General features: G+C 63.5%; 10 protein-coding genes. 4 read left to right on the top strand and 6 right to left on the bottom strand.

Annotated elements, in window-relative coordinates; translation table 11 throughout:
- Positions 1 to 5: 5 nt before the first annotated feature.
- A complete protein-coding gene (locus tag OEG82_RS02330) occupies positions 6 to 1,325 on the top strand; it encodes an ActS/PrrB/RegB family redox-sensitive histidine kinase (RefSeq protein WP_267610858.1) in 1,320 nt (439 codons plus the stop codon).
- 84 nt (positions 1,326 to 1,409) lie between these two features.
- Positions 1,410 to 1,979, top strand: coding sequence for an ActR/PrrA/RegA family redox response regulator transcription factor (locus tag OEG82_RS02325; RefSeq protein ID WP_267610857.1), 570 nt, complete (start codon positions 1,410 to 1,412; stop codon positions 1,977 to 1,979).
- 11 nt (positions 1,980 to 1,990) lie between these two features.
- Here the strand turns inward: OEG82_RS02325 and OEG82_RS02320 are convergent, their stop codons facing one another.
- A complete protein-coding gene (locus tag OEG82_RS02320; RefSeq protein ID WP_267610856.1) occupies positions 1,991 to 2,461 on the bottom strand; it encodes an MmcB family DNA repair protein in 471 nt (156 codons plus the stop codon).
- Positions 2,462 to 2,669: 208 nt separating this feature from the next.
- Here OEG82_RS02320 and OEG82_RS02315 point away from each other — a divergent pair, with 208 nt between their 5' ends.
- The gene (locus OEG82_RS02315) at positions 2,670 to 3,317 is read left to right on the top strand and encodes a L,D-transpeptidase (protein ID WP_267610855.1); all 648 of its coding nucleotides are present in this window, start codon (positions 2,670 to 2,672) and stop codon (positions 3,315 to 3,317) included.
- A gap of 82 nt (positions 3,318 to 3,399) precedes the next feature.
- On the opposite strand, the gene OEG82_RS02310 is transcribed toward OEG82_RS02315, so the two are convergent.
- The 3 genes from OEG82_RS02310 to OEG82_RS02300 all read right to left on the bottom strand — a co-directional run bounded on the left by OEG82_RS02310 (position 3,400) and on the right by OEG82_RS02300 (position 9,355).
- Positions 3,400 to 5,556, bottom strand: coding sequence for a malate synthase G (locus OEG82_RS02310; protein ID WP_267610854.1), 2,157 nt, complete (start codon positions 5,554 to 5,556; stop codon positions 3,400 to 3,402).
- 259 nt (positions 5,557 to 5,815) lie between these two features.
- Complete coding sequence (locus tag OEG82_RS02305) at positions 5,816 to 7,819, bottom strand: hydantoinase/oxoprolinase family protein (protein WP_267610853.1); 2,004 nt, start codon at positions 7,817 to 7,819, stop codon at positions 5,816 to 5,818.
- 141 nt (positions 7,820 to 7,960) lie between these two features.
- Complete coding sequence (locus OEG82_RS02300) at positions 7,961 to 9,355, bottom strand: cytochrome P450 (RefSeq protein WP_267610851.1); 1,395 nt, start codon at positions 9,353 to 9,355, stop codon at positions 7,961 to 7,963.
- Between the two features lie 281 nt (positions 9,356 to 9,636).
- Between OEG82_RS02300 and gyrB the strand changes: the two genes are divergently transcribed.
- On the top strand, positions 9,637 to 12,072 hold the full coding sequence (gyrB, locus tag OEG82_RS02295) for a DNA topoisomerase (ATP-hydrolyzing) subunit B (protein ID WP_267610850.1): 2,436 nt from the start codon (positions 9,637 to 9,639) through the stop codon (positions 12,070 to 12,072).
- An 85-nt stretch (positions 12,073 to 12,157) separates the two neighbouring features.
- Here the strand turns inward: gyrB and OEG82_RS02290 are convergent, their stop codons facing one another.
- Both OEG82_RS02290 and OEG82_RS02285 read right to left on the bottom strand, forming a co-directional pair.
- A complete protein-coding gene (locus OEG82_RS02290) occupies positions 12,158 to 13,426 on the bottom strand; it encodes an ABC transporter permease (protein ID WP_267610849.1) in 1,269 nt (422 codons plus the stop codon).
- Positions 13,423 to 14,229, bottom strand: a complete 807-nt coding sequence (locus tag OEG82_RS02285; RefSeq protein WP_267610847.1) for a taurine ABC transporter ATP-binding protein — start codon at positions 14,227 to 14,229, stop codon at positions 13,423 to 13,425. Before OEG82_RS02285 ends, OEG82_RS02290 begins: the two co-directional genes overlap by 4 nt.
- Positions 14,230 to 14,239 lie beyond the last annotated feature (10 nt).

Below are 14,239 nucleotides of genomic sequence, written 5' to 3'. Positions count from 1 at the left end.
ACCCCATGACCATGACCCCGTCCTTGCATGATGATCATTCGATCCGGCACCGGCTGCGGCTGCAGACGCTGACACGGCTGCGCTGGCTGGCGGTGGCGGGGCAAAGCTTCACGGTGCTGGTCGTCGCCCATGGCTATGGCTTTGAGCTTCCGGAGCTGATGTGCTTTGCGCTGATTGCCTGCTCGGCCTGGCTCAACATCTTCCTGTCCGTGCGTTTTCCAGCAGCGCACCGGCTGCCGCCGCTGGAGGCCACGGCGGTGCTGTCGATCGACGTTCTGCAACTCTCCGGGCTTTTGTTCCTGACCGGAGGTCTGGCCAATCCGTTTTCGGTGCTGCTGTGCGTTCCGGTGATCATTTCCTCGGCATCGCAGCCGGTGCGCCATACCCTGAGCCTTGGCGCGCTGTCGGTGACCAGCGTCACCGTTCTGGCGTTTTATTCGCTGCCGCTGCCCTGGTATCCGGGAAGCGATTTCGAATTTCCGGTGCTGCTGATCGGCGGGGCGTGGATCGCCATCGTGTCGACCACGGCGTTTGCGGCCTTCTATTCGTTCCAGGTCTCGGCCGAGGCCAATCAGCTGGCCGATGCGCTGGCTGCGACCGAGCTGGTGTTGCAGCGCGAACATCACATTTCGGCGCTCGATGGCCTGGCTGCGGCGGCCGCACACGAACTCGGCACGCCGCTGGCAACCATCCAGGTGGTGGCGCGCGAAATGGAAAAGGCGCTGGCGGATGACCCGCGGTTTACCGATGACCTGATGCTGCTGCGCAGCCAGAGCGAGCGCTGCCGCGACATCCTGCGGCGCCTGTCGACGCTGTCGGCGGAAGACGAGGCCCATATGGTGCGGCTGCCACTGGACTCGCTGATTGAGGAGGTGATCGCGCCGCACCGGGAATTCGGCATCGCCATCCACGTGGTGCGCGGCGAGACCGGCTCGCGCGAACCGGTGGGCCGGCGCAATCCGGGCATCCTGTTCGGACTGGGCAACCTGATCGAGAATGCCGTCGATTTTGCCGATTCCGAGGTAACGGTGACGGTGTCGCACGGCAAGGACCGGGTGGAAATCAGCATCGATGATGACGGGCCCGGCTTTGCACCCGACGTGCTGACCCAGATCGGCGTGCCGTTCATGAACCGGCGCAACCGGCTTGACCGGGAAAAGGCCGGCGGGCTGGGGCTGGGATTGTTCATCGCCAAGACCCTGCTCGAGCGCTCCGGCGCCCAGTTGAAATTCTCCAACCGGACCCCGCCTGCTACCGGCGCGCATGTCCAGATCAGCTGGCCGCGAGAGAAAATGGACCTGTTCGGGACCAGTGAAACTCACTGAATCCGTGCCGGAACTGGATAAATTGCAAAACCGCATTAAATCGGAGATACAGACTGTATCCTGCGCACACCGATAAGGTGAATCATGACCGACGAAACTGCCAATTCGACCGAAACCCAGCCCATTGGACCAGACGCGACGCTGTTGCTGGTCGATGACGACGCGCCCTTCCTTCGCCGGCTGGCCCGCGCCATGGAAGCCCGCGGCTTTGTGGTCGACATTGCCGAAAGCGTTGCCGAGGGCCTGGCCAAGGCGCGGCGCAACCCACCGAAATATGCCGTGGTCGACATGCGGCTACAGGACGGCAACGGGCTCGACGTGATCGGGGCGATCCGGGAACGCCGCGATGACACGAGGATCATCGTGCTGACCGGCTATGGCAACATCGCCACGGCGGTGACCGCCGTGAAACTGGGCGCGATCGACTATCTGGCCAAGCCTGCTGACGCCGACGAGGTGTTTGCCGCGCTGACCCGCAAGCCGGGTGAACGGGCCGAGCTTCCGGAAAACCCGATGTCGGCCGACCGGGTCCGTTGGGAGCATATCCAGCGGGTCTATGAAATGTGCGAGCGCAATGTCTCGGAAACCGCGCGGCGGCTCAACATGCACCGGCGGACATTGCAGCGGATCCTTGCCAAGCGCGCGCCGCGCTGAGCGAAGCGATTTCAGCCGGCGGCGAGTTCGGCCAGAAGCAGCCGATCGGCGGCGGCGCGGGCAAATCTCAGCAGCATCGCCTTGCGCGTGGTCGCGGCAAGCCGGTGTTCCGGCGCCTCCCTCACCATGTGACCCGACCATGTGTCCGCGATGATCAGGCCGCATTCCTGCGGGAAAATCTCGGTCGGCACGCCTGCATGGGTGGCAAAAAACAGCCGGTCGCAATGGGACCGGTAGTCGGGCCATTTGCTGTCGCACCGGAAATCTTCAATCGAAGACTTGATCTCGACGATCCAGATCTCGCCGGCCGGGTTCAACGCCACCAGGTCGGCGCGCCGCCCCGAGGCCAGCGACAATTCGGGCACCATCGACAGCCGCAGATCGGAAAACAGCCGCTGGACCCCGCGGCGGACCATCATCGCACGGTCGGACTGGCGGCCGTCGACAAGCGGATTGTCGGAATGGGGAGAGATAATGGGCATGGGGCATAAATGCCCCAGTTTGCCTGGCGTCGCAATGTCAGCGCCCTTCTTGTTGCAGAAAAACAATGACCCGAGACAAAGCGAGTATCCTGTCCCGGCTTTTCTTCGAAGAGAGTTGCGTGATTAAGATTTGTTTAAAATAACCGGTGCCAAGTTGCGCGTGATTCTAAAACTGGCGCCCAACGCCTTGCTCTCGGAAGATCATATAATGATACCTCGTTTTTCACTTACCATCGCGGGCCTGATCGCGGCGCTCGCGCTTGCAGGCTGTTCGTCCAGTTCGGGCGGTGGCTCCACCACCCAGATTTTCACTTCCGAATACGGCACGGTGAGTGACGCCGGCTATTCGATCCCGGCGGTGCCGATCAGCAAGATCGACAAGCAGTTCCACCGGCAGATCGTCAGCTATGGCACCAAGGAAAAGCCGGGCACCATCATTGTCGACACACCCAACCGCTTTCTCTATCTGGTGCTTCCGGGCAAGAAAGCCGTGCGTTACGGCATCGGCGTCGGCAAGGCCGGATTTGCTTGGGAAGGCGAGGCCTATATCGCCTGGAAACAGGAATGGCCGACCTGGACACCGCCCAAGGAAATGATCACCCGCAAGCCCGAGCTGGCCAAATACGGCAAGGACGGCATGAAGCCCGGCCTGGCAAACCCGCTCGGCGCGCGCGCGCTGTACCTGTTCAATCAGAAGGGCGAAGACACGCTGTTCCGCCTGCATGGCACGCCGGAATGGGCCTCGATCGGCACCGCCGCCTCCTCGGGCTGCATCCGCCTGATGAACCAGGACATCATCGACCTTTACGAGCGCGTTCGTCCGGGCAAGAGCACCCGGGTCATCGTCAAGCAATAGGTTTTACGCCTCTGCCGCCATTGAAAAAGCCCGCCGGAACTCAGTTCCGGCGGGCTTTCTTGTCTCAGCCGGTCGCTGTTGCTCAGCCGCCGGCAGCCTTGAGTTCGAGACGGCGGCGATGCAGCACCGGCTCGGTATAACCATTGGGCTGGGCACGGCCTTCGAGCACCAGTTCTACTGCCGCCTGGAATGCGATCGACTTGTCAAAATCGGCCGCCATCGGGCGATAGGCCGGATCGCCGGCATTCTGGCCATCAACGACTTCGGCCATGCGTTTCATGGTCTCGATGATCTGCTCGCGGGTGACGACGCCATGGTGCAGCCAGTTGGCCATGTGCTGGGCCGAAATCCGCAGCGTGGCGCGGTCTTCCATCAGTCCGACATTGTTGATGTCGGGAACCTTGGAGCAGCCGACGCCCTGGTCGACCCAGCGCACGACATATCCCAATATGCCCTGGGCATTGTTGTCGATCTCGCGCTGGATCTCTTCCGGCGTCCAGTTGGGATTGCGCGCCACCGGAACGGAGAGGATATCGTTGAGGCTGGCGCGCTCGCGATTGCGCAGACTGGCCTGGACCTCGGCGACATTGACCTTGTGATAATGGGTGGCGTGCAGCGTCGCGGCGGTGGGCGACGGCACCCAGGCACAATTGGCGCCCGATTTGGGGTGGCCGATCTTCTGCTCCAGCATCGCCGCCATCAGGTCGGGCATGGCCCACATGCCCTTGCCGATCTGGGCATGGCCGGCGAGACCGCATTCAAGCCCGATGTCGACATTCCAGTTTTCATAGGCCGCAATCCAGGCCGCCTGCTTCATGTCGCCCTTGCGGATCATCGGTCCGGCTTCCATCGAGGTGTGAATCTCGTCGCCGGTGCGGTCGAGGAAACCGGTGTTGATGAAGACGACGCGTTCCCCGGCAGCGCGAATGCATTCCTTGAGATTGATGGTGGTGCGGCGCTCCTCGTCCATAATGCCCATCTTGATGGTGTTGGGCGCCATGCCGATGGCGGCTTCGACACGGGAGAAGATCTCGACCGCGAAGGCCACTTCCTCGGGGCCGTGCATCTTCGGCTTGACCACATACATCGAGCCGGTGGCCGAATTGGCGCGGCGGCCATCGGGGCCGATATCATGCAGCGCGATGAGACCGGTGACGAACGCATCCATGATGCCTTCCGGGATCTCGTTGCCGTCATGATCGAGAATCGCCGGATTGGTCATCAGGTGACCGACATTGCGGACCAGCATCAGCGAGCGGCCCTTGAGCGTGGCCGGCTTGCCGTCAGGTGCGGAGAAGCTGATGTCGTCATTGAGCCTGCGGGTGAAGCTCTTGCCGCCCTTGTGCACTTCCTCGGCCAGATCACCACGCATCAGGCCAAGCCAGTTGCGGTAGACCAGCGTCTTGTCCTCGGCGTCGACGGCAGCGATGGAATCCTCGCAGTCCATGATGGCGGTGACGGCGGATTCGAGGATCACGTCGGAAATATTGGCCTTGTCGGTCTTGCCGATGATGCTGCCGGAATCGACGGAGACAACCGCGTGCAGACCGTTCTTCGCGAAATAGAGCCGGTAGGCATGATCGTTTTCGCGTTGAAAGCCGGTATATTGCGCCGGATCGGCCAGCGTGGTCTCGCCGCCGCCGGTGCTGATTTTCAGTTCGCCATTCTCGAAATCGAACCCGGTGACATCGGCCCATTTGGCGCCTGCCAGCGGAACGCTGTCATCCATGAACGCCTTTGCCCAGGCGATCACCCGGGCGCCCCGCGCTTCGTCATAGCCGCCGGGCTGGGGAAGATCGCCCAGCGCGTCGGTGCCGTAGAGCGCATCATAGAGCGACCCCCAGCGGGCATTGGCGGCATTGAGCGCAAACCGCGCATTCATCACCGGAACCACCAGCTGCGGGCCGGCGATCAGGGCGATCTCGGGATCGACATTGTCGGTCGAGACCTGGACCGGGCCGCCTTCAGGCAGCAGATAGCCGATCGATGTCAGGAAGTCCCGGTAGGCGTCCATGTCCACCGGCGCGCCATTGGCGCGGTGCCAGGCATCGATCTTGTCCTGCATGGCGTCGCGTGTGGCGAGCAGCGCCCGGTTTTTCAGCGCCAGATCCCTGATCGTTGCAGCGAAGGCCTCGAAAAAGCCGTCGGCGTCGACACCGGTTCCCGGCAAGGCCTCATTGACGATGAACTCATGCAGGTCGGCACTGATCTTCAGGCCATTCTTGTCGATTCTCTTCACACTGGATCTCCGCTTGTGGTGTGCCCCGGCTTCTCCTCGAATCACCTGGACACTCTGTTTTCGTCGCTGCGCAATGCCGCGCTGCAAACCGGTCCGGTCTGCCGCCAACACCAATCTCGCAATCATGTCCTGTCCGCTCAACTCCCGAAATTGGGACGAGGCGAACCGGTTTCGCCAAAATATGGCGGGACCCTGCCGAACACGGGATTGCCTGTCAATTGTCCCAAAGGCCGAAACACATTCTGGCGATGGGTGCGATTTACCTCACGGTAATGCGCGGGCGCCCCGAAGCCGCGGCAATGAAGCGGGCCTCGATCAGCTTCTCCAGTCCCTCGATAAGCGGCATGTCGATCTCCTCGCTGTGCTCGACCACCGGATGATCGGCGCCGCTGCGGATGGCGGCGAGACGGGCCTCTGTCGCCGCCAGTTCCCGCGCCCGGGCAAAGGCTTCGTCCCGGTCCCTGAACAGCTGATGCTGGCCGGCGCCATTGACCGCGTAGCGCCCCTCGTCGGGTTCGGTGACGAAGACAGTGACGGTTTCGCGCACCTGTCCGACAACGGCGCCCACCGCATTGGCAACGCCGGCATGGACCGGCACGAAGCTTTCGGCACCGAGCATATCGGCGATGGCCGGGTAATGTACCGGAGCCGATGCGCCGAGCGCCACCAGCGGCCGGTCCAGCGTGACGCCGAAGCGGACAAAGCCCGGCGTGTGGCTCAGGGCGCGATCGATGAAGGTGGATCTGGCGGACTCAAGCCCGGTAACGCCATCCTCGGCCATCAGCGCGGTCAGCACCGCCTCCGCGCTCTGCCGGGTCAGCCGCGCCGAGACCATCTCGGCAAGTTCAGAGGGCGTTCCCGCCACATTTTTCCCAGATCCTGCCTTGCGGCGGACAAAGATTTCGGCGCCAAGCTTTGCGGCTTCGGCATTCCACTGGTTCTGGCGGCCCAGCACATGCATGGCGTCCGACGGCGTGAAGCCGGCGATCAGCACCAGACCGCGGCCGACAAGCCGGTCGAGCGTGGCGCGTTGCGAGGTTCCGGTCAGCACCACATCGAGCAGTTGCGGCTCGATGGTGATCCGGGAATAGAGCGCCGCCTCCTGCGCGGTGAGACCGGAAGCCAGCGCATCCGGCAGGCCGGTGCGCAGCGCAAAGCGGCCGTCATGGCGGCCGGAATAGCTCGCCTGCACCTGGCGTTCGAGACCGGCGAGAACCGGTTTGGGCCAGAGATGCGCGGCCAGGCTCAACGGCATCAGCCGGCGCGGCCCCAGGGTCAGGCCCGCGGCATAGCTGCCCTCGTCAAGCCGCAGCTCGGAATCGCCGCCAAGCCCGAATGTGTGCATCGCCACCGCCTCGACCATGGTGCGGTAGCGTCCGACCGTGGCGCCCTCGGTATCGAGCCGCGGCAAGCCGCCATCGAGCACGGCGATATCGGTGGTGGTACCGCCAATATCGGACACGACGGCATTGTCGAGACCGGTGAGATGGCGGGCACCGACAAGGCTGGCCGCCGGACCGGACAGAATCGTCTCGATCGGACGCATCAGCGCCTCACTGGCGGAAATCAGGGCGCCGTCGCCGCGCACCACCATCAGGGGTGCGGCAATGCCGCGTGTGGCCAGATAGCCGCTCGTGGCCTCGATCAGGCGCGCCACCATCGAGATCAGCCGCGCATTGAGCAATGTGGTCAAGGCCCTCCGCGGCCCGCCCAGCCGCGATGACAGATCATGGCTGCAGGTGACCGGCAGCGAGGTGCGCTGGCGCACCAGGTCGCGCACGGCGATTTCATGGGCAGGATTGCGCACGGCAAAATAGCCGGCGATGGCCACAGCCGAGACTTCCCGGCCCAGCTCTTCGATCCGGGCTTCCAGCGGCGCCAGATCGAGTGGCGTTTCGGTGCCGTGGACATTGTGTCCGCCCGGCAGATGGATCACCGGATCGCTGCCCAGCGCCTCGGCCAGACCGTCGCGCTGCAGGTCTTCGGGGGCGAACCCGATCATCACCAGACCGGCACGGCCGCCCCGGCCTTCAACCAGCGCATTGGTGGCGAGCGTTGTCGACAGCGACACCAGCCGGATCCGCGCCGTGGCGCCGCCGATTTCCGACAGCGCGGTTTCCACCGCGCCGGACACGCCGATGGCCAGATCGTGACGCGTGGTCAGCGCCTTGGCCGAAGCCAGCACGCCTTCGGTTTCGCTGTAGAGCACCGCGTCGGTGTAGGTGCCGCCGGTGTCGATGCCGAGGAAAAGGGGAGAGGTCATTGTCTGCAGTCCGTTCAATCACTCCGCGCCTGATGAGAGCTTGCAACCACATAAGACGGTTTGCACGGAGACGCCACCACTTCCGACGTCACCGGGTGCCGCGATCGCGCCAATGACGCGGTCCGAAGCACGGCCACCGCCCTATCTGCGGCTCACCCGCATCGGCAATCCGCCCTCGGGCTGGGTGGTGAGTTTCTGCACCGGCCAGGGCCTGGTCTCGGCAACGCAGTCAAAGCGATATTCCGACATCAGCACGCCCAGCGCGATCACCGCCTCCTGCAGCGCGAAGGTGGCGCCGATGCAGATGCGCGGACCGACACCGAAGGGCAGATACTGGAAGCGGTCAATCTTGCCGCGGTTCTCGGGCAGGAACCGCGACGGAATGAAGGCGCCGGGCTGATCCCACAGCAGGGTGTGGCGATGCAGGGTCCAGGGCATCACCAGCACGGTGGTGCCGGCTTCGATGGTCACGGTCTCGCCCTTGCCATTGTCCCACTGGTCATCTTCGATCGCGGCGCGGTTGATCGAGGGTGCGGGCGGATAGAGCCGCATCGCCTCCTCGAAGGCGGCGCGCGTCCACGGCATCGCGTCGAGCCATTTGACCGGATCGGGTTCGCGCGCCAGCACCTCGTCGATTTCGGCCTCAACCTTCTCGCGATCGGCGGGCGAATTGGCCAGACAATAGAGCGTCCATCCCAGCGCCCGCGCCGTGGTCTCGTGACCGGCGCCGATGAAGGTGATGATGTTGTCCTCGATCTCGTCGATGGTCAGGCCGTCGGGGCCGTGAAGCCGGATCAGCAGGGTGAGGAAATCCTCCGGCACGGAATCCGGGTCCGTGCGCATCAGCTGCTGCCGGGCCGCCATGGTCTGTTCCACGATCCCGCGGAACTTGGCGAGGATGCGATAGCCGAACAGGCGCCTCAAGCGCGGCACCCAGGACGGCGCCTTGAGCAGGTCCATCGGATCGACCCTGCCCATGGAGGACAAAAGCCGCTCGATGTCGCCGGAGAATTCGGCCTCGGTGCCTGTCACCTGTCCCGAAAACAGCGTCGCCGACAGGATCTCGTAGGTGAGCTCGGTCATGTCGACGGCGATGTCGCGGATTTCGCCGCGGGCGGCGGCCGTTTCGTAGCGATCGGTGAACAGGCGCGATTGCGCCAGCATCTTTTCGGCAAAGCCGCGGGCATGGCGCGGCGTGAATACCGGTGCCATGGCCTTGCGCGAGCGCCGCCAGGTCTCGCCTTCGGCGGTCAGCAGGCCATCGCGCAGGATCGGACGCAGGATCAGCTGGCGGATGGTGGCCATCTTGTAATTCTGGGCATTGTCGACCAGCACATGCCGCACCAGACCCGGATGATTGACGATCAGCGTCCGCTCGTTGAAGAACTTGACCTGCATCCACTCGCGCCGGAAGGACGGCTCGCCCCACAGCTCGAGCGGATTGCGCATCACCGTGCGGATGATCTCGAACCGGGAGGGCGGGGTTGTTCTGGGAACCGGCGCCGGCGGGACGAAAGGGGTATCGGTCTGGGTCATTCGGCTTCCTTTGCGGGTCCTGCCCGGGGTCGATTGCCTGCTTCGAACCGTCAGGCGGCCCGGCCATCGGCGGCGCGATTGCGGCTGCAGGGCTGCCGACTTTGCTATCCGGCAGGTTCATCCCCATATATGCATTCCAAAACCCACAATTCCATGGTGCCGCGGATTTGGTTTTCATCACCCGCCCGCCTATACTGAAAGCTCCTATCCGCGGTGATTCGTTGCCGCAGCTTCCACCTTTTCCGCCCGGCACCGCCGCTCTGGACTGAAAGACTTGCATAATGAACGATACGCCTGAGACAAGCCCGACCGTGGCGGCCGAATACGGCGCCGAATCGATCAAGGTTCTCAAGGGCCTGGACGCTGTACGCAAACGGCCGGGCATGTATATCGGTGACACCGATGACGGATCCGGCCTGCATCACATGGTCTATGAAGTCGTCGACAACGCCATCGACGAAGCGCTTGCAGGCCATGCCGACCGCGTCACCGTGACGCTCAATCCGGACGGATCGGTGACGGTCACCGACAATGGCCGCGGCATTCCGACAGATATCCACAGCGGCGAAGGCATTTCGGCGGCTGAAGTGATCATGACGCAGCTGCATGCGGGCGGCAAGTTCGACCAGAACTCCTACAAGGTCTCGGGCGGTCTGCACGGCGTCGGCGTCTCCGTTGTCAACGCGCTTTCGGTCTGGTTGAAACTGGTGGTGCGGCGCAAGGGCAAGATCCACGAGATCCGTTTCTCGCACGGCGTCGCCGATTCACCGCTGGTGGTGACCGGAGATTGCGGCGACGAGACCGGCACCGAAGTGACCTTCATGCCGAGCAGCGAAACCTTCACGATGATCGATTTCGACTTCGGCACGCTGGAGCATCGCCTGCGCGAACTGGCATTCCTCAATTCCGGCGTGCGCATCCTGCTCGCCGACCGGCGCCATTCCGACGTCAAGGAGCTGGAACTGTTCTATGAGGGCGGGCTGGAAGCCTATGTGCGCTATCTCGACCGCGCCAAGAAGCCGCTGGTCGTCGATCCGGTGACGCTGCTGGGCGAAAAGGACGGCATCGTCGTCGAGCTCGCCATGTGGTGGAACGACAGCTACCACGAGAACGTGCTGTGCTTCACCAACAACATTCCGCAGCGCGACGGCGGCACCCACATGGCCGGCTTCCGCGCCGCACTGACACGACAGATGGTCTCCTATGCCGACAGTTCCGGCATGACCAAGAAGGAAAAGGTCTCGCTCACCGGCGATGATTGCCGCGAGGGCCTGACCGCGGTGCTGTCGGTGAAGGTTCCGGATCCGAAATTCTCGTCGCAGACCAAGGACAAGCTGGTCTCGTCCGAAGTCCGGCCGGCGGTCGAAAACCTGGTCAACCTGACGCTGAGCGCCTGGCTCGAGGAACACCCGACCGAATCCAAGGTTCTCGTCGGCAAGGTGATCGAGGCCGCCGCGGCGCGCGAAGCGGCGCGCAAGGCGCGCGAACTGACCCGGCGCAAGGGCGTGCTCGACATTTCTTCGCTGCCCGGCAAGCTGGCCGACTGCTCGGAGAAGGACCCGGCCAAGTCGGAACTGTTCCTGGTGGAGGGCGATTCCGCCGGCGGCTCGGCCAAGCAGGGCCGTTCGCGCGAGAACCAGGCGATTCTGCCGCTGCGAGGCAAGATCCTCAATGTCGAGCGGGCCCGCTTCGACAAGATGCTGTCGAGCCAGGAAATCGGCACGCTGATCATGGCGCTGGGCACGGGCATCGGCAAGGACGAGTTCAACGCCGACAAGCTGCGCTATCACAAGATCATCATCATGACCGATGCTGATGTCGACGGCGCCCATATCCGGACCCTGCTGCTGACCTTCTTCTTCCGGCAGATGCCGGAACTGATCGAGCGCGGCCATCTCTATATTGCCCAGCCGCCGCTCTACAAGGTGACGCGCGGCAAGTCCGGCCAGTATCTCAAGGACGAAAAGGCCATGGAGGAATACCTGGTCACGACCGGTCTCGACGAAGCCTCGCTGGAACTGTCGACAGGGGAAGTGCGCACCGGCGCCGACCTCAAGGACACCATCACCGATGCGCTGAGAATGCGGGCGCTGCTTGACGGGCTGCATTCACGCTACGACCATTCGGTTGTCGAGCAGGCGGCGATTGCCGGCGCCTTCAACCCGGAGCGGACCACCGATGCGGCTTCTGCCGAAGAGATGGTTGCCGAGGTTGCACGGCGGCTCGACATGATATCCGAGGAATCGGAACGCGGCTGGACCGGCGTCACCACGGAAAATGGCGGATTGCGGTTTGAACGGGTGGTGCGCAGCGTCAAGGAAGCGGTGCATCTCGACGCCGGGCTGGTCGGCAGCCAGGACGCGCGGATGATCGACCAGATGAACGCCAAGCTGCGCGATGTCTACACCAAGCCGCCGACGCTGCGGCGCAAGGAAGGCGGCACCCTGGTTTCAGGACCGCGCGAACTGCTCCAGGCAGTGTTTGCCGTGGGCCGCAAGGGCCTGTCGTTCCAGCGCTACAAGGGTCTTGGCGAGATGAATGCCGAGCAGCTCTGGGAAACCACGCTTGATCCGAATGCGCGCTCGCTGCTTCAGGTTCGGGTCAATGACGCTGTCGACGCCGACAGCCTGTTCTCGCGCCTGATGGGCGACGAGGTCGAGCCACGGCGCGAATTCATCCAGGACAACGCGCTGTCGGTTGCCAATCTCGATATCTGATCGGGAACTGCCACCATCTCAAGACAAACCCGCCGCCCCGGTCAGGAGCGGCGGGTTTTTTGTATCGCCGGTTGCTGATCTCCGATCAGGCGCGGCCCTTCCAGGGCACCAGCCATTTCTCGGCCATGCGCATCAGGATATCGATGCCATAGCCGATGATGCCGATCAGGATGATGCCCAGAATGACGATGTCGGTGAGCTGGAACTTGGAGGCATTGACGATCATCATGCCGGCGCCGCGGTCGGCGGCAACCAGTTCGGCGGCAACCACCGTGCCCCAGCAGACACCCATGGCCACGCGGGCGCCGGTGAAGATCTCCGGCAGCGAGTTGGGCACGATGACATGTCTGAGAATCTGCCATTTCGACGCGCCCAGCGAATAGGCCGCGTGCACCTTGGTGATGCCGACCCCGGACACGCCGGCGCGCGCCGCAATGGTCATGATCCACAGGGCGGCGAGGAACAGCAAGATGACCTTGCCCTGCTCGCCGATGCCGAACCAGATGATGATCAGCGGGATCAGCGCCAGCGGCGGCACCGGCCGCATGAATTCGACGATCGGATCGAACCAGCCGCGGAACCAGTTGGACAGTCCCATGGCATAGCCCAGCGGAATGCCGATGATGCTGCCGATGACGAAGCCGGCAATCACCCGCCCCAGCGACGCGCCGAGATGGCCCCAGAGCGAAACATTCTTGTAGCCCTCGCTGGCGATCTCGCCCAGCCGCGCCACCACCGCTTCGGGCGCGGGCAGCCAGATGGGCTCCATCTGCCAGCCCTTGTCGGGCTTGATCGACAGGCTGCCCTTGGACGACATGGTCACTTCGCCGTCGGAAAACCGCACCGTTTCGCCCGGCGCGATCGGCTGTCCGTCGATGGCAATCAGGCTGTAGCCGTCTTCCTTGCCGCCGATGTCGTTTTCATTGGGCCGGCTCAGAACCGATCTCCAGGCCCCGATCTTGACCGCGTCATCGATGGCGAAGCCGTCCTCGGAGCCGGAAACTTCGGGAAGCGCCACCTCGTCGCCGACCCTGTAGACCCGCATGTGGACCACCGCGTCATCGGTTTCTCCGGCGGTGTTGCGCGCCGTGTAGGTGAAACTGGCGTCGCCGACAAAGGGGCCGGGCACATGCAGCGGCGTGATCACCGAGCCGGTGAAGGCGCCCCATATCGCAAACAGGGCGACAATGGAGACCACCGAGGCAAAACGGTTGGGGACAACCGTGCTCTCGTCGCCGAAGGTCACGGTCTTCAGGCTGGCAAAGTCGTGCCGGTGCTGGCGCGAGCGCTCCCAGTAGCGGTAGGCGATATAGGCCGCCGCGAAAATCGCTACATAGAGAAGAAAGACGATCATGCCGACTCCTCCTGCCGGCCCATGATTTCCTCTTCCATGTCCCAGATCATGCCGAGAATCTCCTCCCGGCGTTCGGCGAATTCGGGTTGTTTCTTGACCATGCGCAGATCCTGACCGACGCCCATTTCGGCGAAGGGCAGCCGGTATTCCTTGTGGATCCGGCCCGGCCGCGGCGCCATCACCAAGAGCCGCTCGCCCAGCAGCAATGCTTCCTCGACCGAATGCGTGATCAGGATGATGGTCTTGCCGGTTTCCTTCCAGAGCTTGAGCACCAGGCCCTGCATCTTCTCGCGCGTCAGCGCGTCCAGCGCACCCAGCGGCTCATCCATCAGGATGACATCGGGATCGTTGGCAAGGCAGCGGGCCAGCGCCACGCGCTGCTGCATGCCGCCGGACAATTCATAGATCATCTTGTCGCCGAAATCCTGCAGCCCGACCGTGCGCAACAGGTTTTCGACCACCGGTCTGGTTTCCGATTCCGGCTTGCCCGCCATGTCGGGACCGAAGGAAATGTTTTTGCGGACATTCATCCATTCAAACAGGGCGCCCTGCTGAAACACCATGCCGCGTTCGGCCCCGGGGCCGGTCACCTTCTTGTCGTTGAGCGTGACCGTGCCGCCGGTCGGCGCCAGGAATCCCGCAACAATGTTGAGAAGTGTGGTCTTGCCGCAGCCCGAAGGCCCCAGCACGGCCAGAAGCTCGCCCTTGGCAAGTTCCAGCGAAACATTTTCAAGTGCTTGCACCGAACCGCCCTTGGGCAGGTCGAACCGCATCGAAAGCTTGTCGATGACCAGGTCACCCATGGCTGCTCCA

It is taken from the genome of Hoeflea ulvae (assembly GCF_026619435.1).
In the GTDB taxonomy this organism is placed as follows: Bacteria; Pseudomonadota; Alphaproteobacteria; order Rhizobiales; family Rhizobiaceae; genus Hoeflea; species Hoeflea ulvae.
The sequence above is the reverse complement of the archived record's forward strand: the minus strand, read 5'-3'. Positions and strand labels throughout refer to the sequence as shown.